This is a genomic window from Bradyrhizobium zhengyangense, from assembly GCF_022012435.1.
Lineage (GTDB): Bacteria > Pseudomonadota > Alphaproteobacteria > Rhizobiales > Xanthobacteraceae > Bradyrhizobium > Bradyrhizobium zhengyangense.
Genome location: NZ_JAKLUA010000001.1, coordinates 1,378,215 through 1,399,773, shown reverse-complemented (window position 1 = coordinate 1,399,773; position 21,559 = coordinate 1,378,215). Strand labels below are relative to the sequence as shown.

21 protein-coding genes are annotated in these 21,559 nt (G+C 63.9%); 11 read left to right on the top strand and 10 right to left on the bottom strand.

From position 1 onward, the window contains the following. Positions 1-100 precede the first annotated feature (100 nt). Genes L6637_RS06800 through L6637_RS06790 form a run of 3 tightly spaced genes read left to right on the top strand, consistent with a single transcriptional unit; the run spans position 101 to position 4,061 of the window. Positions 101-2,419, top strand: coding sequence for a bifunctional salicylyl-CoA 5-hydroxylase/oxidoreductase (locus tag L6637_RS06800; protein ID WP_237858954.1), 2,319 nt, complete (start codon positions 101-103; stop codon positions 2,417-2,419). A gap of 16 nt (positions 2,420-2,435) precedes the next feature. Further along, entirely contained in the window at positions 2,436-3,614 is a 1,179-nt protein-coding gene (locus L6637_RS06795) for an acyl-CoA dehydrogenase family protein (RefSeq protein WP_237858953.1), read from the top strand. A gap of 18 nt (positions 3,615-3,632) precedes the next feature. Further along, positions 3,633-4,061: a RidA family protein gene (locus L6637_RS06790; protein WP_237858952.1), complete on the top strand. Its 429-nt coding sequence runs from the start codon at positions 3,633-3,635 to the stop codon at positions 4,059-4,061. Here L6637_RS06790 and L6637_RS06785 read toward each other — a convergent pair whose 3' ends face one another. The 5 genes from L6637_RS06785 to L6637_RS06765 are packed head-to-tail and all read right to left on the bottom strand — an operon-like array spanning position 4,062 to position 7,999. After that, positions 4,062-4,826: an ABC transporter permease gene (locus L6637_RS06785; RefSeq protein ID WP_237858951.1), complete on the bottom strand. Its 765-nt coding sequence runs from the start codon at positions 4,824-4,826 to the stop codon at positions 4,062-4,064. Then, positions 4,823-5,587: an ABC transporter permease gene (locus tag L6637_RS06780; protein ID WP_237858950.1), complete on the bottom strand. Its 765-nt coding sequence runs from the start codon at positions 5,585-5,587 to the stop codon at positions 4,823-4,825. Before L6637_RS06780 ends, L6637_RS06785 begins: the two co-directional genes overlap by 4 nt. Further along, the gene (locus tag L6637_RS06775; RefSeq protein WP_237858949.1) at positions 5,584-6,390 is read right to left on the bottom strand and encodes an ABC transporter ATP-binding protein; all 807 of its coding nucleotides are present in this window, start codon (positions 6,388-6,390) and stop codon (positions 5,584-5,586) included. Before L6637_RS06775 ends, L6637_RS06780 begins: the two co-directional genes overlap by 4 nt. Further along, entirely contained in the window at positions 6,387-7,091 is a 705-nt protein-coding gene (locus L6637_RS06770; RefSeq protein WP_237858948.1) for a GntR family transcriptional regulator, read from the bottom strand. Before L6637_RS06770 ends, L6637_RS06775 begins: the two co-directional genes overlap by 4 nt. Positions 7,092-7,102: 11 nt before the next feature. Beyond that, entirely contained in the window at positions 7,103-7,999 is an 897-nt protein-coding gene (locus L6637_RS06765) for an ABC transporter substrate-binding protein (protein ID WP_338076842.1), read from the bottom strand. Positions 8,000-8,137: 138 nt separating this feature from the next. On the opposite strand from L6637_RS06765, the gene L6637_RS06760 reads away from it, so the two are divergent. After that, positions 8,138-9,127, top strand: coding sequence for a fumarylacetoacetate hydrolase family protein (locus L6637_RS06760; RefSeq protein ID WP_237859431.1), 990 nt, complete (start codon positions 8,138-8,140; stop codon positions 9,125-9,127). Positions 9,128-9,164: 37 nt separating this feature from the next. Beyond that, the gene (locus tag L6637_RS06755; RefSeq protein WP_237858945.1) at positions 9,165-9,941 is read left to right on the top strand and encodes a cyclase family protein; all 777 of its coding nucleotides are present in this window, start codon (positions 9,165-9,167) and stop codon (positions 9,939-9,941) included. A gap of 28 nt (positions 9,942-9,969) precedes the next feature. Here L6637_RS06755 and L6637_RS06750 read toward each other — a convergent pair whose 3' ends face one another. From L6637_RS06750 to L6637_RS06730, 5 genes are read right to left on the bottom strand one after another with little or no spacing between them, the layout of a single operon-like run. Then, on the bottom strand, positions 9,970-11,067 hold the full coding sequence (locus tag L6637_RS06750; protein ID WP_237858943.1) for a Gfo/Idh/MocA family protein: 1,098 nt from the start codon (positions 11,065-11,067) through the stop codon (positions 9,970-9,972). Positions 11,068-11,087: 20 nt separating this feature from the next. Continuing rightward, complete coding sequence (gene nagA / locus L6637_RS06745) at positions 11,088-12,221, bottom strand: N-acetylglucosamine-6-phosphate deacetylase (RefSeq protein WP_237858941.1); 1,134 nt, start codon at positions 12,219-12,221, stop codon at positions 11,088-11,090. Further along, positions 12,221-13,246: an SIS domain-containing protein gene (locus L6637_RS06740; protein WP_237858939.1), complete on the bottom strand. Its 1,026-nt coding sequence runs from the start codon at positions 13,244-13,246 to the stop codon at positions 12,221-12,223. The genes nagA and L6637_RS06740 overlap by 1 nt, the downstream gene beginning before the upstream one ends. Further along, positions 13,243-13,998 (bottom strand): GntR family transcriptional regulator, encoded by a 756-nt coding sequence (locus tag L6637_RS06735; RefSeq protein WP_237858937.1) that lies wholly within the window; start codon positions 13,996-13,998, stop codon positions 13,243-13,245. The genes L6637_RS06740 and L6637_RS06735 overlap by 4 nt, the downstream gene beginning before the upstream one ends. Then, on the bottom strand, positions 13,989-14,867 hold the full coding sequence (locus L6637_RS06730) for a glucosamine kinase nucleotide-binding domain-containing protein (protein WP_237869679.1): 879 nt from the start codon (positions 14,865-14,867) through the stop codon (positions 13,989-13,991). Before L6637_RS06730 ends, L6637_RS06735 begins: the two co-directional genes overlap by 10 nt. A gap of 93 nt (positions 14,868-14,960) precedes the next feature. Between L6637_RS06730 and L6637_RS06725 the strand changes: the two genes are divergently transcribed. The 6 genes from L6637_RS06725 to L6637_RS06700 all read left to right on the top strand — a co-directional run bounded on the left by L6637_RS06725 (position 14,961) and on the right by L6637_RS06700 (position 20,782). Continuing rightward, entirely contained in the window at positions 14,961-15,905 is a 945-nt protein-coding gene (locus tag L6637_RS06725; RefSeq protein ID WP_237858933.1) for an N-acetylmuramic acid 6-phosphate etherase, read from the top strand. A gap of 1 nt (position 15,906) precedes the next feature. Further along, positions 15,907-17,169 (top strand): ABC transporter substrate-binding protein, encoded by a 1,263-nt coding sequence (locus tag L6637_RS06720; protein ID WP_237858931.1) that lies wholly within the window; start codon positions 15,907-15,909, stop codon positions 17,167-17,169. Between the two features lie 132 nt (positions 17,170-17,301). Further along, positions 17,302-18,252 carry a carbohydrate ABC transporter permease gene (locus L6637_RS06715; protein ID WP_377802675.1) on the top strand — a complete coding sequence of 317 codons (951 nt, stop codon included), beginning with the start codon at positions 17,302-17,304 and terminating at the stop codon, positions 18,250-18,252. Positions 18,253-18,261: 9 nt separating this feature from the next. Continuing rightward, on the top strand, positions 18,262-19,095 hold the full coding sequence (locus L6637_RS06710; protein ID WP_237858929.1) for a carbohydrate ABC transporter permease: 834 nt from the start codon (positions 18,262-18,264) through the stop codon (positions 19,093-19,095). Positions 19,096-19,104: 9 nt separating this feature from the next. After that, positions 19,105-20,193, top strand: a complete 1,089-nt coding sequence (locus L6637_RS06705) for an ABC transporter ATP-binding protein (protein WP_237858927.1) — start codon at positions 19,105-19,107, stop codon at positions 20,191-20,193. A 10-nt stretch (positions 20,194-20,203) separates the two neighbouring features. Beyond that, the gene (locus L6637_RS06700; RefSeq protein ID WP_237858925.1) at positions 20,204-20,782 is read left to right on the top strand and encodes a histidine phosphatase family protein; all 579 of its coding nucleotides are present in this window, start codon (positions 20,204-20,206) and stop codon (positions 20,780-20,782) included. Positions 20,783-21,559: the final 777 nt, after the last annotated feature.

Sequence of the window (21,559 nt, the reverse complement as noted above, 5' to 3'; positions counted from 1 at the left end):
AGAACCGCCTTGACAATGCATGCGCCGACGAAATACTTTATGCTTAAAATAATTTGAGTGAGAGCTCGACACACGGCGCGACGCGCGAAAGCGAGGGATCATGCGCATAGTCTGTATCGGCGGCGGCCCGGCCGGCCTTTATCTGGGCCTGCTGATGAAGCGTCGGCATCCAGAGCACGTCATCACGGTCGTCGAGCGCAACAAGCCCTACGACACGTTCGGCTGGGGGGTCGTGTTTTCCGACGCCATGATGTTGGCGATGCGCGTTGCCGATCCCGAGAGCGCCGCCGAGATCGAGGATGCCTTCAATCACTGGGACGACATCGAGCTGGTCTTCAAGGGGACTCGCCAGCGTACCAGTGGCCATGGCTTCATCGGCATTGGCCGCAAGCACCTGCTCAACATTCTCCAGAGGCGCTGTGAGGCGCTGGGTGTCGAGCTCGTGTTCGAGCGCGAGGTCGAGTCCGATCTCGAATTTCCTGACGCCGATTTGATCGTTGCCTGTGACGGCGTCAATTCCAGGATTCGTGCCCGCTATGCCGAGCAATTCCAGCCAGACATGGTGATCCGGCCGAACCGCTTCATCTGGCTCGGCACAAAGAAGGCGTTCGACGCCTTCACGTTCGATTTCCAGAGGACCGAGCATGGCTGGTTCCAGGCGCACATCTACAAGTTCGATGCGGAGACCTCGACCTTCATCGTCGAGACCACGGAAGAGACCTACAACGCCCACGGGCTTGGCGAACTCGATCAGCAGGGGTCGATCGAGTTCTGTGAGAAGATCTTCGCCGGGACGCTCGACGGTGCAAAACTCCTGACCAACGCACGCCATCTGCGCGGCTCGGCCTGGCTGAATTTCAGCCGCCTGATCTGCGGCAAATGGAGCGTCTTCAATGGCAAGTCGCATGTCGTTCTGATGGGCGATGCCGCGCACACCGCGCATTTTGCCATCGGCTCGGGCACCAAGCTCGCGCTCGACGACGCCATCGAGCTCGCCAATCAGTTCGACCGCCATGGTCACGGTCGCGAGGGCATCCCGACTGTTCTGGAGGCCTATGAAGAGGTGCGCCGCGTCGATGTCGCGCGCATCCAGAATGCTGCGCGCAACGCCATGGAATGGTTCGAGGTGGTCGGCCGGCGCTATGCCGACACGCTCGAGCCGCCGCAATTCTTCTATTCGATGCTGACGCGCTCGCAGCGCATCAGCCACGAAAACCTGCGTCTGCGCGACCGCACCTGGCTGGAAGGCTTTGAGCGCTGGTTTGCTGCGCGCGCAGGGATCGCACTCAAGGACGGCGAACGGGTGCCGCCGCCGATGCTGACGCCGCACCGCGTGCGTGGCCTGTCGCTGGCGAACCGCATCATGGTCTCGCCGATGGCGATGTATTCGGCGCAGGACGGGCTCATCAACGACTTCCACATCGCCCATCTCGGCGCGCGCGCCATGGGCGGCGCGGCGCTGATCTTTGCCGAGATGACCTGCGTCTCGCCGGATGCGCGGATCACGCCGGGATGTCTCGGGCTCTGGAACGATGCGCAGGCTGAGCAATGGCGCCGCCTGGTTGAGCTCGTCCACAGTGTTGGACATGGGAAGGTCGGGATTCAGCTCGGCCATGCCGGGCGCAAGGGCGCGACCCGAGTGCCGTGGGAAGGAATCGATCAGCCGCTGGCATCAGGAGATTGGCCCCTGATGTCGGCCTCGGCCTTGCCGTATCTGCCCAACAGCCAGTTGCCGCGGGCGATGGACCGCACCGACATGGACCGTGTGCGCGACGATTTTGTCGCAGCGACACATCGTGCCGCTGCCGCCGGCGTCGAGTGGCTCGAGCTGCATTGCGCCCACGGCTATCTGCTGTCGAGCTTCCTCTCGCCGCTGACCAACCGCCGCACGGACGACTACGGCGGCAGTCACGAGAACCGGGCGCGCTTTCCGCTGGAGGTGTTCAAGGCCATGCGCGCGGCGTGGCCCTCCGATCGGCCGATGTCGGTGCGTCTGTCGTGCCATGACTGGACCGACGGCGGCAACATTCCGGCCGACGCGGCGATCTTCGCCGCGATGTTCAAGGAAGCGGGGGTGGACGTGATCGATTGTTCCTCGGGGCAGGTCTGGAAGGAGGAGCGGCCGATCTATGGACGCCTGTTCCAGACGCCCTTCGCCGATCTGATCCGCAACGAGGTCGGCATCGAGACGATCGCCGTCGGTGCGATCTCCGAGGCCGATCACGCCAACTCGATCCTAGCTGCCGGCCGTGCCGATCTCTGCGCGATTGCGCGGCCGCATCTTGCCGATCCGGCCTGGACGCTGCACGAAGCCGCGCGTATCGGCATCACCGCGGTGAGCTGGCCGAAGCAATATCTGTCCGCCAAGGGGCAGTACGAAACCAACCTGGCACGCGCCGCCGCGGCGGCCGCCCCATGAACGGAGGAGATGACAAATGAGCTCCGTTGCGAAGGTCATCAGGCGCGACTGGCTGGACTGGCCGTTCTTCGAACAGCGCCACCACACGATCGGCGAGAAGCTCGATCGCTTCGTGCAATCGGGGGCGCTCGACACGGTCGACCACGATGATGTCGACGGCGCCTGCCGCAGCCTCGTGCGCGCGATGGGCGAGGCGGGGCTGCTCGATTGCGCGGTCGCGCCACCCGATGGCGATGCGACCACGATCGATTCGCGTTCAATCTGCCTGTCGCGCGAGTCGCTCGCCTATGCCGATGGCCTTGCCGATTTCGCCTTCGCCATGCAGGGGCTCGGCTCCGGCGCGATTGCGCTCGGCGGCTCAGTTGAGCTGCGCAAGCAAGTGCTGCCAAAAGTTCGCTCCGGCGAATGGCTCGCGGCCTTCGCGCTGTCCGAGAAGGAGGCGGGGTCTGACGTCGCGGCGATGTCCTGCACCGCGCGCGCCGACGGCGACGATTATGTCATCGACGGCGAGAAGACCTGGATCTCCAACGGCGGCATTGCCGACGTCTACACGCTGTTTGCCCGAACCGGCGAGGCGCCGGGCGCCCGCGGCATCTCGGCCTTCGTCGTCTTTCCCGACGATCCCGGCTTCGGCATCGCCGAGCGCATCGATGTCATCGCGCCGCATCCTTTGGCTACGTTGCGCTTCACCAATTGCCGGATTCCGGCGAGCCGTCGGCTCGGCGCGCCCGGCGGCGGGTTCAAGCTTGCGATGCAGACGCTGGATATTTTCCGCGCCTCGGTCGCGGCCGCGGCTCTCGGTTTCGCCCGGCGGGCGCTCGACGAAGCCCTGTGGCACGCGCGCAGCCGGCACATGTTCGGTGCGACCTTGGGGGATCTCCAGCTGACCCAGGCCGCGCTCGGCGACATGGCAACCGACACCGATGCCGCCGCACTGCTGACCTACCGCGCGGCCTGGCGCCGCGACGTCCAGAAACTTCCGACGACGCGCGAAGCCGCCATGGCGAAGCTGACCGCGACCGAGACCGCGCAGCGCGTCATCGATCGCGCTGTCCAGATGTTCGGCGGTCGCGGCGTGCGCAAAGGAGAGGTCGTCGAAAGCCTCTACCGCGAAATCCGGGCGCTGCGCATCTACGAGGGCGCGACCGAGGTCCAGAAGCTGATTGTCGCTCGCGAGCTGTTGAAGCCGCGCTGAGAAGATAGAGAGTTCCGCATGAGTACGATGAGAAAACCGGAAGCTGTCGCGACCGGTCTGCAAGTGCTCCAGCCCAGCGGCTGGCCGCAGCCGAAGGGATATGCCAACGGCATCATGGCCGAGGGACGCCTTGTCGTGACGGGTGGTGTCGTCGGTTGGGATGTCGCGGGGCGGTTTGCCGACGGGTTCGTCGCGCAGGTTCGCCAGACGCTCGAAAACATCGTCGCGATCCTGGCCGAGGGTGGCGCGCAGCCGCACCATCTCGTGCGCCTGACCTGGTACGTCGTCGACATGGACGAGTACGTCACGAATCTGAAGGCGCTTGGGAAGGCCTATCGCGAGGTGATCGGCACCCACTATCCAAGCATGGCGCTGGTGCAGGTCGTGCGTCTCGTCGAGCCCTCGGCGCGCCTCGAGATCGAAGCGACCGCCGTCGTCTCAAGCTGATCAGCGCATCGACTGCCAGGCCAAGAGCCTGCGCTCAGCCAGGGACATGGCAACCGACGTCACATAGCCCATTGCCCCGAGCAGGATCACGCCGGCAAAAAGATCAGCCGAGCGGAATGCGCGCGCTGACAGCAACACCCAATGGCCGAGGCCGTCGAGCCCGGCCAGCACCTCGCACACCACCGAGAGGATCAGCGCGACGGTGAGGCTCAGCCGCATGCCGGCGAGGATGTCGGGCAGGGCTGACGGCAACGCGATCTTGAAGACGACCGCGGGCCTCGACATCTGCAACGCGCGCGCGACTTCGTAGAGGCGCGGCTCGACGGCGGCAAAACCGTGAATGGTCGCAAGCATGATTGGCCAGATCGCACCGAAGGCGATCACGAACAGGGCCATGCCCTCCGTCAGGCCGAACAGCGCGATCGCGACGGGGATGATAGCGGAGACCGGCAGCGGGCGCAGAAATTCCAGCGATGGCGCGATGTAGGTGCGCATCAGGCGAGACGATCCGATCAGAGCGCCGAGCGCGATGCCCGCGATCGAGGCGGCGAGCCAGCCATAGGCCATGTGCTCCAGCGTGCCGACGAGCTTGCTTGCGAGATCGCCGCTCGCAAAGCCACGTACCAGCGCGGTCCAGGCGCGGTCCGGGCCGGGCAGAAACACAGGCGAGACCAGCTTGAGATTGGCGATGAGCTGCCAAAGACCGACAAAGCCGGCGGCGACCGCAAAGCTTGCCATGCGCCAGATCATTGCGGTGGCGCTCATGACCCGGCTCCGGCGGTCGCTGCACGGCCGAACAAGCGGTGCTGGACGACGATCAAAGCGAGGTTGAGTCCATAGCCAATGGCACCAATCCAGACGAGATAAGCGAGCATCAAATCGGGTCGCAGCGCCTGCTGGGCCAGCATGATGCCGGCGCCGAGGCCGAGCGGATTGATCGCGATCTCGACCGTCACCGCGACGATCAGTGCAATACCGGCGGACAGCCGGAACGCGACGAAGATACGCGGCAGCGCGGCCGGAATGATGATCTTGATGGTCCGCTGCACCGGCGTCAGGCGCAACGCGCGTGACACTTCCATCAACCGTGGCTCGATGCCGCGGACGGCGGTGCGGCTCAGGATCAACATCGGCCAGACGCAGGCAAAGGTGACAATCACGATCTCCATGCGATAGCCGAAGCCGAGCGCGATCAGTGCGATCGGCAGCAGCGCGATCGACGGAATCGGCCGGATCGCCTCGACGGTCACTTCCATGAGACGATCGAGCATGCTCGAAACGCCGAAAGCGATCCCGAGCCCGAGCCCGATGATGCTGCCGATCGCGAGCCCCGCAAACGCCGCCAGCAGAGTGTCACGGGTGGCAATCGGGATCGTGAGGTCGGCGAGTGCTGCGACCAGAGCGGCGAGGACCGCACTCGGAGGCGCCAAGCTGTCGCTCTGCAAATGGGCAAGGCGGATCCAGAGCTCGAAGGCGAGAAGTGCCGCCAGCGGCAGCAACAGCGGCTTGGTGCGCGCGAGGCTCAATGTTCGGTCGCCTTGATGAAGTCGAAGAGTTGCCGGCGCAGCCGCAGGAATTCCGGGTGCTCGCGGGTGGCAAGCTGGTCGCGCGGGCGCGACAGGTTCACGTCCAGCTCGATTCCGATCCGCCCCGGATGCGGCAACAGACCGACGACGCGGTCGCCGAGATAGATCGCCTCGTCGAGATCGTGGGTCACGAAGATGACGGTCGTGTTTGTCGCCGCCGTCAACGACAGCACCTCGTCCTGCAGACCTTGCCGTGTCATCGCATCGAGCGCACCGAACGGCTCGTCCATCAGAAGCGTGGTTGGCTCCTGTGCGAGACAGCGCGCGATCTGCAATCGCTGCTGCATGCCGCCGGACATTTCCGCCGGATATTTCTCGGCATGGGCGGGCAGGCCGACCTTGCGTAGCAACTCAGCGATCCGGCCGGGTCGCTCGCGCGCGGGAATCCTAGAGGCCTCCAGCGCAAGCGAGATGTTGCCGGCTGCGGTTCGCCAGGGCAGCAGCGCCTTGCCGTAGTCCTGGAATACGATCGCGACCTCGCGGCGCGGTTCGAGCATCGCCTGGCCATCGAAGGTGACGGCGCCGCCGGTCGGACGATAGAGGCCCGCCGCGAGACGCAATGCAGTGGTCTTGCCGCAACCGGAGGCACCGACAATGCAGAGGAATTCGCCGGGACGCACCGTGAGATCGAGATTTTCGATAATGGTCTTGCCGCCAAGCCGGAGCGTTGCGCCATTGAAGCTGATCAATGGCTTTTGCTGCCGCGCCGCCTTTGCGTCGTCAAGTCTTGCAAGAAGGATCATCGGTTGCTCTCGCTGGCGGGCGGATAGACGAAGTTGATGGTCGAGTGTAGGTGTGCTTCCAGCATCTTTTGTGCACCTGGCACGTCTCGCGCCAGCACGCGGTCGGCAAGCATTTGATGGCTACGGATAAAGTCCGCACCGCTGTCAATTCCGCTCATCATCACGCGGCGGTAGCGATAAGCCTGGTCGTAGAGGTCGGAATGCGCGCCGAGCATCCGCCCCGAACCGCAAGCCGCGAGGAGGGCGGTGTGAAAGCCCTTGTGCAGGCGGTCGAAATCGGCGGCGCCCTCGCGGAATTCGTTGCCGGTGCGCTCGATGTGGCGACGCATCTGGTGCAGCGCGCTGACGATGCCGGCCTCCCATGCGTCATCCCCATGGATGATGGCTAACCGGATTGCCTCCTTCTCGACGGCGGTGCGCATGCAGGTGATGTCGGCCAGGTCTTCGCGGCTGACGTCGGCGACGCGAAAGCCACGTTGGCCGATGCCCACGATCAATCCGCGTGACATCAGGCGCGATAGACCCTCGCGGAGCGGCGTGGCGCCGATTTCATAGCGCTGCACGAGATCGACGATGCCAAGCCGCGACCCCGGCGCCAGGCGTCCGGCGAGAATGTCTTGCTCGAGGAGGGTAGCCGCGCGCTCGCTCAAGGTGCCGGCTTCGCCGTTCGGACGTTCGACAGGGCGTTCGGAAGCCGGCATCGCAGGGGTCCTCAGTTCAGCACCAGTTTGCTTGTATCGAGCTTTGATTGCAGCATCTTCTGCGACAACATCACCTCGATCCACCAGGAGAGGTTCTCCGGCTTCAGGCGTGGCTCGGACTGATTTGGAGGCGTCGCCTTGACGAGATCGAGCGGCTGTTTGGTGAACTTTGCGATCGAAGCGGAGGCCTTCTCGCGGTCGCTGTTGACGATCACTGCCGCTTCCGCGATCGCATCGCGAAACTTGGTCACGGTCGCGGCGTTCTTCTCCGCCCATTCGCGCGAGGCCGCATAGAAGATGATCGGGTCGGTGCGGGCGAGCTCGACGGCGTAGCGTGCGCCGACCGAGCCGAGGCCCGCATTGGTCATGCGGGTGACAAATGGCTCGGCGGTGAGAACGGCATCGACGCTGCCGGACTTGATGATGTCGGCCATCGTCGGGAACGTCACCTCGACGAACTTGACGCTCTTGGGATCGACACCTTTCTCCACCAGCCACTTCACGAACAGCACATGCAGGAACGCGTTAAGGCCCGGTGCGCCGACTTTCTTGCCGACGAAGTCCTTGGGCTCGTTGATGGTGATGCCGTTCCGGACGAAGGCCGTGATGGCGTTGTTCGACGTCGTGTTCATCACGGAGGCGCCGGCAATGCCGACCAGATCGAGGCCGCCGTCAACCGCCTGGAGGAAGACGGTCGAGGTCGGTCCGCCAATCTGGATGGAGTTCGACAGGATCGCGGCAGGGATGTTCGAGTTGATGGCGATCGGCGTCATCTCGACGTCGAGCCCGTGCTTTTTGAAAATGCCTTCGTCGACCGCGACCATGGCGGACGCACAGTCGGAGGTGGCCGTGCAACCGATCTGGATTTTCGCTTGTGCCGCCGCCGAGCCCGCCAATGCGCAAGCCATCTGAAGCGAAATTCCGAGCGTGATCGCCAATCTTGCCAACTGCCTCTTCAAACTATCCTCCCAAGGCGCATTTTTTTATCTTGATTATCGATATTTTATTCGATCATATATTTTCAATCAGAGCAAGGGGTGTCCAAGGTGAAACTCGCTACATTCAGGTCGGCTGGTCAGGACAAGATCGGCATCGTGCATTCCAAGGACGGTCGGATATTCGACATCGCCGCGTCCGCTGCGCGCGATGGTCAGGATCATCCGGCCTTCGCCTCGATGCTGGCGCTGATCGACGCGGGGCCCGGCGCGCTGGAGCAGGCGGCGGCGCTGTTCGAGAAGCACGGCGCGGATCCGGCGCTGTCCTCGGCGACATCAGCGGTGGACATCCTCGCGCCGGTGCCGGAGCCCCGGCAGATGCGCGACGGCATGTCGTTCCCGCTGCACATCCTCCAGGCGCCGCGCGGGCAGCGCAAGCTCGCGGCGCGCGCCAAAGGCGACATGGAGGAGCTGGCGCGGGTCGACGCCGAGCCGCTCGGCGAATTGCCCGAGGTCTATCGCAAGCAACCGATCTTCTACATCACCAACCGCTTCAGCGTTCGCGGCACCAACACCACCGTCAAATGGCCGCGCTATAGCAAGGTGATGGACTACGAGCTCGAATTCGGCATCATCACCAAGAACAGGGGCGCGAATATCCCTGCGGCGAAGGCGAGGGATCACATCTTCGGCTACACCATCTTCAACGATTTCTCGGCGCGCGACGCGCAGCGCATCGAGATGGAAGGACGGCTTGGCCCCGCCAAGGGCAAGAGCTTCGATGGTGGCAATGTGATGGGGCCGTGGGTCGTGACGCCGGATGAGATCGGCGATCCCTACAAGTTGAAGATGGAAGCGCGTGTCAACGGCGAGACCCGTTCAACCGGCGTCTCAGACGGGATGCTGTTCTCGTTCGAAGAGATCATCGCCCATGTCACGCAGGACGAGACGCTGATGCCGGGTGAATTCATCGGTTCAGGCACGGTGGGCAATGGCTGTGGACTCGAGCTCGGCTGGTATCTCGAGCATGGCGACACCGTCGAGCTCGAAGTCGAGAAAATCGGCGTCTTGAGGAACAGGGTCGAGCGGCAGGACGCCTGAGCTCGCAACGGACTGAAAAAATCAACGAGGAATCACCATGGCGCGCAAACTGATCGATATCTCCGTACCGCTGCAAAACGACGTGCCGGCCGATCCGCCGGGCAACCATCCGACCATTCAATACATCGATCATCAGCAGGGCTTGCCGCGCATGCTCCAGTTCTTCGATGGGCTGAAGGCGGAGGATCTGCCCGACGGTCAGGGTTGGGCGGTGGAAATGGTCAATCTGTCCACCCATAACGGCACCCATCTCGATGCGCCCTGGCACTTCCATCCCACGATGAACCGTGGCGAGCGCGCCTGGACGATCGACGAGGTGCCGCTGGAATGGTGCTTCCAGCCCGGCGTGAAGCTCGACTTCCGCCATTTGCCCGACGGATATGTGGCGACTGCAGGCGATGTCGAGGCGGAGCTGAAGCGGATCGGGCATACGCTGTCGCCGCTAGAGATCGTCGTCGTCAATACCAGCGCCGGCGCCAAATACGGGCGGCAGGACTACGTCACCTCGGGCTGCGGGATGGGCTATGAGGCGACCATGTATCTGCTCGAACGCGGCGTGCGGCTGACCGGGATCGATGGCTGGAGCTGGGACGCGCCCTTTGTCTACACCGCGAAGAAATATGCCGAGACCAGGGATGCCAGTTTGATCTGGGAGGGTCACAAGGCCGGACGCCACATCGGCTATTGCCACATCGAGAAGCTGCACAATCTCGAGCTTCTGCCCTCGACCGGCTTCATGGTGTCGTGCTTCCCGGTGAAGATCGAGCGGGCATCCGCGGGCTGGACGCGGGCGGTGGCCATCGTTGACGGCTAGAGGTCGCAAGCGTTCGATCGGTGTGGATCTACAGGCGTACGACTTCCCCCGTTCGAACGCTCTCGTCGGCGGCAAAGACGATGCGGAGCGAGTTGATCGCGTCCTCGTGATGCTCGGACAGATCGATTTCGCCACGGATCGCACTCAGAAACATCAGCTGCTCGCGTTCGCAGAGTTCCTGATGGCCGGGCTCATCGGCGGTCGAGATTATTTCGTCCGGCTTGGCAAAGCGGTCTTCGCTGTCACGCGCCGCGTGATGGACGCGAAGCGCGTTGGTGCGTGTATGCGAGTCATGTTCCGCCGAACCGGCGCCCGCATCGCCGCTCTCTTTCGCGACGATCGACACGCTGCCATCAGGGCCGATCATGTCTTTCACGAAATGGGCGGTCTCGCTCATCATCGGACCCCAGCCGACCTCGTACCAGCCGACCGAGCCGTCGTCGAACATGATGTGGAGATGGCCGTAATTGTACATGGCCGGCGCGATCTCGCTCGTCAGTCGCGCCCCGACTGCGTGAACCGCGACGGGGCGGGCTCGCGTCACCTGGCACATGATGTCGACGTAATGGACGCCGCAGTCGACGATCGGTGAGGTCGACCGCATAAGTCTCTTGTGCACCTCCCAGAAAGAGCCCGCGGACTGCTGGTTGAGATTCATGCGCATCACGAGCGGCTTTCCGAGCGTTCGTCCGATTTCGACGAACCGCGACCATGCGGGATGGACGCGCAGGATATAGCCGACCAGCAGCGCCTTTCCGGCTGCGTGTGCAGCGCTCACGACGTGCCGCGCGGCATCCAGCGTGTCGGCCAGCGGCTTTTCGCAGAAAACATGCGCGCCGGCGGCGAAAGCCCGCAACGCCATGGCGGCGTGATGCTCGGTGTAAGTGCAGATCGCGACCGCATCGGGACGCAAATTTGTGAGCGCCTCCTCGTAGCTTTCGAAGCGCGGAAGAGCAGGAAACTCGGCCTCGAGATCGTCGCGATCGGCCGCGCGAGAGGTGCAAAGACCAACGAGCTCGAAACCCTCGATCGATCTGTAGGCGCGGGCATGGCTTGTTCCCATGGTGCCGAGGCCAACCACGAGAACGCGGATCTTCTGTGGGGACGAAACGGAGAGCGAGGACATGGCTCGATCGCGTCCTTCAATCAGGTGTTAAGGGGGCAGCCCTCGATCCAGGTTTCCTGCACGCGCAGCTCGTCGTCGAGATGCACGAGGCTGGCGAGATAGCCTGGTGCGATACGGCCGAGGTCAGTATCGCGCCGGAGAAACGTCGCCGGAATGCGCGACGCCATTGCGAGGGCATTGGCGAGCGGAAGCCTGAGGACGTTGACGGCATAGCGCACCGCCTCATCCATGGTCAGAACCGAGCCGGCGAGCGTCCCGTCGTCGAGCCGCAGGCAACCGTCAACGGACGTCACGCGCCGGCCCTGAAGATCGAAATGATCGGGGCCGCCGGCCGCCGGCGGCATCGCGTCGGTAATCAGCATGAAACGATCGTGCCGCTTGGCGGCTAGCGCAACGCGCAAATTCGCCTCGTGGACGTGATGACCGTCGGCGATGAGGCCGACGAACACATCGTCCAGATCGAGTGCGGCACCGACCATGCCCGGCTCGCGTCCCGTCGGCGGGCTCATCGCGTTGAACAAATGGGTGAATGCGCGCGCGCCTGCTTCCACGGCCCGGCGCGCCTCCTGGTAGGTTGCGTCGGAATGGCCCAGCGAGACAAGCACGCCCTGCCGCGTGAGCTCGGCGATGCTCTCGGCTCCGACCCGGTTGGGCGCGAGCGTCAGCATGATCGCGCCACATTCTGCCTTGGCGATTGTCGCGATGTCGTCGGGTTCGAGATTGCGGATGTAGTTGAGTTCATGCGCGCCCTTGCGGCGCGGATCCAGGAAAGGGCCTTCCAGGTGAATGCCAAGTGCCGCAGGGGTCAGACGCCGCGCCTCGCGCGTCGCTGCGATCGCGGTGGCCATCACCTGCGGCGTGTCGGTCACCAGCGTCGGCAGCAGCCCGATGGTCCCATGGTCACGGTGCGCGGCCGCGATGCGGGCGATGCCTTCGGGCGTCGGGTCCTCGTTGAACAGGACGCCGCCGCCGCCATTGACCTGAACGTCGACATAGCCGGGCGCAAGCAGGCCGCCGCCGAGATCCCGCATGGCGCCGTCAGGTCTCTGCGAGTGGGGAACGATTGCGGCAATGCGCGCGCCGTCGACGACGACCGCATGGTCATCGAGAAAGCGTTCGCCATCGAAGATCCGCGCGCCGGACAGAACGATCATCAGACGGTCTCCGTTACCTTGCGCAGATTGCGCGGGCGGTCGGGATCGCGCCCGAGCCGGAGCGCGAGCGCTTCGGCAAGCCGGTAGAAGCGGTGGATCATGACGATGGGCTCCAACAGGGGCGCCTCGACTCGTGCGGTCGCGAGTCGATCCGGCTCATCGTCGCCGCCTGCTTCGATTGCGATTACCGTCGCGCCGGCGTCGGCCAGCGCCGCGAGCGCCGGCAGCATGCCTTCGCGCGCCGGATCGGACGGCAGGAAGGCGATGATAGGGAAGCCCGAAGCAACGAGTTCGGCCGGGCCGTGCAACACCTCGGCCGCGGAGTAGGCCTCGGCGTGAATCGCGCACGTTTCCTTGAGCTTGAGCGCCGCTTCCGCGGCGATCGCAAGCGTCGCGCCGCGACCGAGCACGAAAGCGCTGCGGGCATTTGCAAGTCTGGCCAGCATCGCCGCGGGCGGCGGCGTTGCCTGGGCGCGCAGGACGTCCGGGAGGCCGGCGAGGGCGTCTGCGAGCTGCCGATCCTCGCGCCAGGCGGCGACGAGGCTTGCCCCGGCGACAAGACCGGCCACCATCGACTTGGTCGCGGCGACGGAACGTTCCGTCCCGGCGCAGAGCGGCAGCAGGATTTCAGCCTCTTGCGCGAGTGGCGAGGCGACGTCATTGACCAATGCGAGGGCCAGCGCACCGCCGCTGCGCGCGGCGCGCTGCATTTCCACAATGTCAGGGCTGCGCCCCGATTGCGAGATCGCGACGGAAACGCTGCCTTTGAGCCGCATCGGCGTCCGGTAAAGCGTCGCAATGGAGGGGCCGATCGAGGCGCAAGGCACCCCCGATAGAATCTCGACGAGATATTTCAGATAGAGCGCGCAGCAATCCGACGAGCCGCGGCCGATGGTTGCAACGAGCGGCGGATCGAGCGCGCGCAGACGGGCGCCGACTTCAGCAAGCCGATCAGCATTCTGACCAAGCTGGCGCGCAGCCGCTTCACCCGCCTCGCCGATCTCCTGAAGCATGTGGGTCGTCATCGCTGCGTCTTTCGGGCCGGGGGCGACAGCGTGAGTTCGGAGACGAAGTCATAGGCGTCGGCGCGGTACCAGGACTTCGTGAACTCGACGCAGGACCCGTCGGCGAGGTAGGCGATGCGCTGGATGTAGAGCGCGGGGCTGTCAGGCGCGACGCCAAGCAGTTCGGCATCCGCATGATCGAGGAGGGTCGCACGCAAGCGCTGCAGGCCCCGGGTTGGTCTGAAGCCCCTTGCGGAGAGCGCCTCGTAGAGCGAATCGCCGACCGATTCCTGCTCAGGAAGAAAGCGTATCGGCACGGCAGCGCGTTCGATCGCCATGGGCGAACCGTCGGCCAGGCGCAGGCGTCCGAGCCGGAACACGCGGTCGTTCGGCCGTACACCGAGCATCATCGCCTCTTCCGGCGTCGGCAGGAAGACGCCGCGTTCAAGCTCGCGCGAGCTCGCCTCCAATCCGCGCAGCCGCATGTCTTCGGTGAAGCTCGTCAAACGCGAGGAGGGCTGTTCGACCCGCGGCGTTGCACGATGGATGAAGGTGCCGGCGCCGTGACGGTGAAACAGCACGCCTTCGGCGATCAGATCAGCGATCGCCTTGCGCAGCGTCGTGCGCGATACCTCGAGCAGCTCGCACAACACGCGCTCGGCCGGAAGCAGCTGCGTCTCCGCGAAGCGTCCGGTCTCGATCTCGCGCCGAAGCGCATCGACCACGGCACGATAGAGCTTTTGGCCGGGCGCCGTCTCGACCGTCATGGACATGCCGCGTCCTCCGCGAGCGTTCCGCCGGCAAGAAGGATCGCACCGTCGACGGCGTCGCGTCGCGGCTGGGCGAGACGCTTGGCCACATCGGGCGGCAGGAAGGGGCGCAAGGGCTCTCCGAAGCCGCCCGCCAGCGCAATGCGCTCGGCGCCGAGCGCGTTCAGCGCGTTCGCGAGAGCCGCTATCGCGGACGCTGCTTCCGCGACGATTTCGCGCGCGCGCATATCTCCGGACCTTGCGACGTCAAGGATCTGGGGCGCGAAGGCTCCGTAGTCTCTGGGTCTGGCGTCCGCTGCCCAGCGGCTCATCCGCAATGGATCGTCCTCAAAATGTCGACCGAGCGCCTGTGCCAGTCCGCTCATCGGCTCCAGGCCGTCGATCGCACGCAGCGTCGCGCGCAGCGCGGATTCGCCGAGGCGCGCGGCGGATCCGTCGTCGCCGAGCCAGAAGCCGCGTCCGCCGATGATCGTCGTTCGGGTCCCTACGCGCGCGATGCCCGCCGAGCCCGTGCCCGCGATGATCAGGCCGCCATCGCCGACGCCGTTGGCGCCGACGCAAGCGGCGACAGCATCATTGACGGCGACGACCCGCCCGAAGCCGGGCAGGGCGGCGGAGACACGCTCCGCTTCATTGTCGTCCGAAAGACCGGCAAGGCTGAGGCCGAGGGCGATCTCCTGCCGCGGTGCGCCGGCGCTGATCGCGGATTCGATGGTGTCGCGCACGACCAGCATCGCCTCGTCGAAGTCGAGATAGATGTTCGAAGCCGGCCCTACGGCGCGCCCGAGTTCGCGGCCGGACGAGTCCCGCAATCTCGCGCGGCAACGGGTGGCGCCGCCGTCTACTCCGAGAAAGAACCGGGCTGTCGCCAAGGGGCCTCCTAAAAAAATTCTTAACGGCTCTAGACAAGTGGTATGTCACGTGTCTAAAACGAATACAAGAGGTATCTACCATTGGTATTCACGATGCTGGTACTGCCGAGTGGAGAGACGGTCGGAGAGAGGTGCGGCGACACCGCCGACGTCGTGACGACCGATGAGGCGATGTTTGCGGAGGCAATGCTCGCCTCCTATCGCCGAGCGATTGCTTCGGTCGCGGCTGTTTCCAGTGATATCCGTACGGCGGCACTTCGGCTCGCCGCCGTTTGGCGAGCCGGCGGACGTCTGGTCTATGCCGGCGCAGGGTCGTCGGGCCTTGCGGCGGCCGAAGATGCCGCCGAGCTTCCCGGGACGTTCGGCCTTGACCAGAGCCGTATCGCGATTGTCCTGCCTGGCGGAGCCGTTGAGCCATTTCGCATCGACGGCGCGGCCGAGGACGATGCTGCAGCCGGTGAGCGTTCGATAGCCGAGCTTGGTGATCTCTCCGGCGACGCCGTGATCGCTGTATCGGCGAGCGGCTCGACGCCGTTCACTGTGGCCGCGGCCGCAGAGGCGCGTCGCCGCGGCGCCTTCGTTATTGGCATCGCGCATCGTCCCGCCTCGCAATTGCTCGTTGGCGCCGACGCGTCGATCCTGCTCGAAAGCGGGGAGGAAGCGCTGCGGGGCTCGACGCGGCTCGCGGCCGGAGCCGCGCAGAAGGCCGCGCTTGGCATGCTCTCATCTTTGATGGGACTCGATCTCGGTCACATCCATCAAGGGCTGATGGTCAATCTGAAGGCCGATAACGCCAAGTTGCGCGAGCGGGCGCGCGGGATCGTCGCGGCGATTGCTGATGTCAGCGATGCCAAAGCGGCAGCGGCGTTGCGTGAGGCTGACGGAGACGTCAAGCCGGCGGTGTTGATTGCGTGCGGCATCCCCAGCATGAGTGAAGCCGTCAATTGGCTCGCCGCTGCTGAAGGCCGCATCGACGACGCATTGCGCCGCGCAAGGGGTAACGGAATCAAGGGCGAAGGCCCGAACAAGGGAGCGTAGCATGAGACGGACATTCAAGGCCGGATTGGGAGCTGAGGTTGCCGCGTTGGCGTTGCTCGCGGGGCTGGCGTCGGCCCAGGCGGGCTCGTTGAAGATCGAGAGCTGGCGCAATGACGACGCCGACATCTGGAACTCCAAGATCATTCCCGCCTTCAACAAGCACTATCCCGACATCAAGATCGAATTCGCGCCTTCGGCGCCCAAGGAATACAATGCTGCCCTCAATGCGCGGCTCGATGGCGGGACCGCCGGCGACCTCATCACCTGCCGTCCGTTCGACGCCTCGCTCGCGCTCTATCAGAAGCATCAGCTCGATAGCGTCGACGCCATCAAGGGCATGGACAATTTCTCCGATGTCGCAAAGGCCGCGTGGCAAACCGACGACGGCAAGACCACTTTCTGTGTTCCGATCGCCTCCGTCATCGCCGGATTCATCTACAACAAGGAAGCCTTCGCCAAGGTCGGCGTGACCGAGCCGAAGACGCTCGACGAATTGCACGCCGTGCTCGAGAAGTTCAAGAAGGACGGGACCTATGTCCCGCTGGTGATGGGCACGGCCGACCAGTGGGAGGCCGCAACCATGGGCTTCCAGAACATCGGTCCCGACTATTGGAAAGGCGAGGCAGGGCGGGCCAATCTGATTGCCGGCAAGGAGAAGCTCACCGACCCGCAATACGTCGCGGCCTTCAAGGAGATCGCAAGCTGGGCACCCTATCTCGGATCGGGCTTCCAAGCGCAGACCTACGCCGACAGTCAGAACCTGTTCTCGCTCGGCAAGGGTGCGATCTATGCCGCTGGCTCGTGGGACATCTCGACGTTCAGGGGCCAGGCGAAATTCGCCATGGGTGCTTTCCCGCCGCCGCAACCCGCCGGCACGACGGATTGCTATATCTCCGATCACACCGACATCGCGATGGGCATCAACGCAGCCTCGAAGAACAAGGAGGATGCCAAGAAATTCCTGGAATGGTTGACGACGCCGGAATTCGCAACGATCTACGCCAACGCGCTTCCCGGCTTCTTCCCCCTCGCCAAGACTCCGGTGAAGGTCGAGGACGACGTCGCTGCAACGATGGTCGGATGGCGGCAGACCTGCAAGTCGACGATCCGCAATTCGTATCAGATCCTGTCGCGCGGAACGCCGAATCTCGAAAACGAACTCTGGAACGTGTCCGCGCAGGTGGTCAACGGCAAGCTGACGCCCGAAGCTGCCGGCAAGCAGCTCCAGGATGGTCTCGACAAGTGGTACAAGCCCGCCAAGTGATATGAGGTCTCCCTCTCCCCGCTTTTGCGGGGAGAGGGACCGTTCTTGGTCGATAGTTGCTGCACGCTTCGCCAGGAGATGGCACCAGCAAACAGCGGCGATAACGCATGTTAGGTTTGTTCTTTCCCCGTCATGGCTGAACCGGTCTCGCACGTCACGGCCCAGATGCCCCGCGCAAAGCTCGCGGGCCTTCTGCTGTTCTTTCTCGGGCCTGCGGTCGTGATCTACACCCTGTTTTCGATCTACCCGCTCGTCGCGACGATGGCGCTCTCGACGTATACGAGCGATACGTCCGGAGCACGATCTTTCGTCGGCCTCGCCAATTTCCAAACGCTGCTCGGCGATGCGCTTTGGTCGAAGCCATTCTGGAATGCGCTCGGCAACAACCTGATATTCTTCGTCGTGCATATGTGCGTGCAGAATCCGGTCGGTATTGCGCTCGCTGGATTGCTCAGCCTGCCGGGTGTGAGGCTCAAAGGCTTTTATCGCACCGTGATGTTTCTCCCGACGATGTTGTCGGTTGTCATTGTCGGCTTCTCCTGGAATCTGATCCTTTCGCCCCTCTGGGGCGTGGCCTCCGGCGCCCTGAAGGCGGTCGGATTGGGCTCGCTCTTTGCCCCATGGCTCGGGCTCGAATCGAGCGCGCTCGTCACCCTGTCCCTCATTTCAGTCTGGCAATTCGTCGGCATCCCGATGATGTTGATCTACGCCGCGCTGCTCAACATCCCCGAAGAGCTAATCGACGCGGCACGGGTCGATGGGCTCGGACAGTTCCGCATTTTCTTCCACATCAAGCTGCCGCTCGTGCTGCCGACGATCAGCCTGGTCTCGGTCCTGACCTTCGTCGCCAACTTCAACGCTTTCGATCTGATCTACTCGGTCAAGGGCGCGCTTGCGGGGCCGAATTTCGCCACCGACATCCTTGGCACGTTTTTCTACCGCACCTTCTTCGGTAATCAGCTCCAGCTCGGCAATCCGACGATGGGCGCTGCGGTCGCGACCGTGATGTTCTTCATCATCCTTCTCGGCCTCTGCCTCTATCTCTTCCTCGTGCAGCGGCGCATTCGCCGTTACGCTTTCTGAGGGGGAGGCATGACTAGGGATCAGCGCGCAAGGAGCATCGGTGTCCATCTCGTCCTGATTGCCTATAGCCTTCTGGCGGTAGGTCCGATCCTGCTCGTCGTGATGAATTCGTTCAAGGTGCGCAGCGCCATCTTCGGCAGTCCGCTGACGCCGCCGGACGCATCAACCTTCAGCCTGATCGGCTACGAGAAGGTGTTCCGGTCATCGCATATCCTTTTGTACTATTCGAACTCGCTGATCGTGACTCTCGTCAGCATGGCGCTCGTCCTGCTGTTCGGGGCAATGGCGGCCTGGGCGCTGACCGAGTACCGTTTCCGGGGTTCGACGGCGCTGGCGCTGTTCCTGTCGATCGGCATCATGGTGCCGATCCGGCTTGGCTCCGTCGCAATCCTGAACATGATGCGGTCCGCCGGCCTCAACGACACGCTGACGGCCCTGGTCCTGGTCTATGTCGCGCAGGGCCTGCCGATGTCGATCTTCATATTGAGCGAGTTCATCCAGCAGATTCCCAAGGATTTGCGCGACGCCGCGCGCTGCGACGGCGTGCCGGAAACCCGCATCTTCTTCGAGGTGGTCGCCCCGCTGCTGCGACCGGCCATTGCCACGGTCGCTGTCTTCACCATCGTGCCGATCTGGAACGACCTCTGGTTTCCCTTGATCCTGACCTCGAGCGATTCAACCCATACGGTGACGCTCGGCGTGCAGCAGTTTCTCGGCCAGTACATTACCGACTGGAATTCCGTGCTCGCCGCACTGTCGATGGCGATCCTGCCGGTCGTCGTGATCTACGTCATCCTCTCGCGCCAACTCATCGCAGGCCTCACCTCCGGCGCGGTCAAATAGGTTGTCAGAATGGCCAATCTGAGCATCGAGCACCTCAACAAGCGCTATGGCGCGACGACGGTGCTCAACGACGTCAATTTGAGCATCGAGGACGGCGAATTCGTCGTTCTCGTTGGTCCCTCGGGCTGCGGCAAGTCGACCCTGCTGCGGATGATTGCCGGGCTCGATGGTGCATCGGGCGGGGACATCCATATCGCCGGCAAGCTTGTCAATACGCTCGCGCCGGCCGAACGCGGCATCGCGATGGTGTTCCAGTCCTACGCGCTGTATCCGCACATGAATGTGCGCAAGAACATGACGTTCGGCTTGAAGTTCACTGGCGTGCCGCCGACCGAGCGCGAGCGGCGCGTCACGGAAGCGGCGCGCATGCTGCGGCTCGAGGAGCTGCTCGAGCGCTATCCCCGCGATCTCTCCGGCGGCCAGCGTCAGCGGGTTGCGATCGGCCGCGCGATCGTGCGCGAGCCTGAAGTGTTCCTGTTCGACGAGCCGCTCTCCAATCTCGACGCAGCCCTGCGTGTCTCGACCCGCGTCGAGATCGCGAATTTGCACAGGCTGCTGAAGTCGACGATCGTCTATGTTACGCACGATCAGGTCGAGGCGATGACGCTTGCCGACCGCATCGTCGTGATGAACAAGGGCTGCATCGAGCAGGTCGGCAAACCACTCGACCTCTATTATGAACCCGCCAATCTGTTCGTTGCCGGCTTCATAGGCTCGCCTGCGATGAATTTCTTCGAAGCTGAGGTCGAAGGCATCGAGGGCGGACGAGCGCGCGTCACCGGTGCCGCATTTCGCACCCTTGACATATCAGCGGCATCGCTGAAGGTCGGCGACAGGCTGACGGTCGGCGTCCGCCCGGAGCATCTTGTCCGGGGAGAAGCCGGTGCTTTCACCGCCGAAGGCATCGTCGAGCTGGTCGAACGGCTCGGCGAGGCCTCCTTCGCCTATCTGCGCCGCGTCGACGGCAAGATGTTCGTTGCGGAGGTTCGTGGCCGCCAGACGCCGGCGCCGGGCGAGACGGTGACACTCGTTGCTGCGAGTCCCGATGTCCACGTCTTCGATGCCTCTGGCTTGCGTGTTGCGACAGAAACCCGGTGATCATTCGCCCATGACGAATGTCGTCCGCTATCTGACCCATCCTCAGGTCAATATCGATCCGTCGATTCCCGTTCCGCGTTGGGGCCTGAGTGAGGTCGGCAGAGCGCGTACGGAAACCGTGATGGCCACTGGGCCGCTGTCAGGTACCACGCAGGTCATCTCCAGTGGAGAGCGAAAGGCGATCGAGACCGCTGAGATCATCGCGGCAAAGCTGGGGATCGACGTGGAGGTGCGCGAAGCAATGCACGAGAACGATCGATCGGCCACAGGCTTCCTCGTTCCCGACGAGTTCGAGGCGATGGCCAATCAGTTTTTCGGGCAACCCCACGTCAGCATTCGTGGCTGGGAACGCGCGGTTGACGCCCAACTGCGCATCGTCGGCGAGGTCGAGCATGTGCTGGCTCGCGGCACGCCTGGCGACGTGCTCTTTGTCGGCCACGGTGGCGTTGGGACTCTCTTATTTTGCCATTACTCCGGTTTGGCGATTGATCGCGTCCATGACCAGCTTGCTGGCGGCGGCTGCTGCTTCGCATTCACTTCGCATGGACGCCGCGTGCTGCATGGCTGGCGCCGCCTCGAAGAGCTGTGATTGTCCTAGCAGGCACGGCGAGGCAATAGCGAGGGCTGGTTGGCGCGTGCGGCGGAAAGGCTGCACGCGCCGGGAACAGGTTAGATGTCAGCGCGTACCGATACGTTGATGTCGTGGGCAGAAACCGGAAAAATGCGCCACGTCCATCGTTCCCTGTTGTGTCCGGTTGTCACCCGGCGGTGCCGGGGTTAACGCCATCAGGCGGTTTTGGTTCGATGGACGGGCTACAAGACCTCGCGTTGCCCGACGGGCAAAACACGCGAGGGGTGGGCAATATCCGTCGGCAAAAACATTCCACTTTACCGAAATTCGGAAACGGCGCATGTGTCGCGCAACCCGGCCCAAGGAAGAGGGCGTATCGCGATCGTCACGACGCGGGCCGGACGGCGGTGGGCGTGGATCACATCGGCGCGAAGGGCTTTGCAAGGCGGGCAACCGTGAGCGAAGACCTCGCGCAAACGACCGGTGTGATCCGCGTACGGCAAAACCGTGTGGTCCTGGCGCCCGGAGCCTGTGCGCCAAGGCTCGTGGTGATGTGCGATGTCCAACCGGGCGTGCACATCAGTCATCTGCGAGACGTCTGGGGCAATAGTGCATCGCTCCCCGGGGGGATCACGACATAAGCCGTCAAACCACTGCGCAGGGAAGGCCGGATGTTTCGGCTTCACCTGTATGCCGCTGTGCAGCCTGTTGTAGCGCAGATATCGCACAGTGGACCGCGGGTGCCAGCCTGGCACCCGGTCTTCCCTGCGCCCTCTTTCAGAGGAGGGTGAGAAC

Coding starts and splice junctions, on each gene's coding strand:
- L6637_RS06800 (WP_237858954.1), top strand. CDS start 101: ATGCGCATAGTCTGTATCGGCGGCGGCCCGGCCGGCCTTTATCTGGGC.
- L6637_RS06795 (WP_237858953.1), top strand. CDS start 2,436: ATGAGCTCCGTTGCGAAGGTCATCAGGCGCGACTGGCTGGACTGGCCG.
- L6637_RS06790 (WP_237858952.1), top strand. CDS start 3,633: ATGAGTACGATGAGAAAACCGGAAGCTGTCGCGACCGGTCTGCAAGTG.
- L6637_RS06785 (WP_237858951.1), bottom strand. CDS start 4,826: ATGAGCGCCACCGCAATGATCTGGCGCATGGCAAGCTTTGCGGTCGCC.
- L6637_RS06775 (WP_237858949.1), bottom strand. CDS start 6,390: ATGATCCTTCTTGCAAGACTTGACGACGCAAAGGCGGCGCGGCAGCAA.
- L6637_RS06770 (WP_237858948.1), bottom strand. CDS start 7,091: ATGCCGGCTTCCGAACGCCCTGTCGAACGTCCGAACGGCGAAGCCGGC.
- L6637_RS06765 (WP_338076842.1), bottom strand. CDS start 7,999: ATGGCTTGCGCATTGGCGGGCTCGGCGGCGGCACAAGCGAAAATCCAG.
- L6637_RS06755 (WP_237858945.1), top strand. CDS start 9,165: ATGGCGCGCAAACTGATCGATATCTCCGTACCGCTGCAAAACGACGTG.
- L6637_RS06750 (WP_237858943.1), bottom strand. CDS start 11,067: ATGTCCTCGCTCTCCGTTTCGTCCCCACAGAAGATCCGCGTTCTCGTG.
- nagA (WP_237858941.1), bottom strand. CDS start 12,221: ATGATCGTTCTGTCCGGCGCGCGGATCTTCGATGGCGAACGCTTTCTC.
- L6637_RS06740 (WP_237858939.1), bottom strand. CDS start 13,246: ATGACGACCCACATGCTTCAGGAGATCGGCGAGGCGGGTGAAGCGGCT.
- L6637_RS06735 (WP_237858937.1), bottom strand. CDS start 13,998: ATGTCCATGACGGTCGAGACGGCGCCCGGCCAAAAGCTCTATCGTGCC.
- L6637_RS06725 (WP_237858933.1), top strand. CDS start 14,961: ATGCTGGTACTGCCGAGTGGAGAGACGGTCGGAGAGAGGTGCGGCGAC.
- L6637_RS06720 (WP_237858931.1), top strand. CDS start 15,907: ATGAGACGGACATTCAAGGCCGGATTGGGAGCTGAGGTTGCCGCGTTG.
- L6637_RS06715 (WP_377802675.1), top strand. CDS start 17,302: ATGGCTGAACCGGTCTCGCACGTCACGGCCCAGATGCCCCGCGCAAAG.
- L6637_RS06710 (WP_237858929.1), top strand. CDS start 18,262: ATGACTAGGGATCAGCGCGCAAGGAGCATCGGTGTCCATCTCGTCCTG.
- L6637_RS06705 (WP_237858927.1), top strand. CDS start 19,105: ATGGCCAATCTGAGCATCGAGCACCTCAACAAGCGCTATGGCGCGACG.
- L6637_RS06700 (WP_237858925.1), top strand. CDS start 20,204: ATGACGAATGTCGTCCGCTATCTGACCCATCCTCAGGTCAATATCGAT.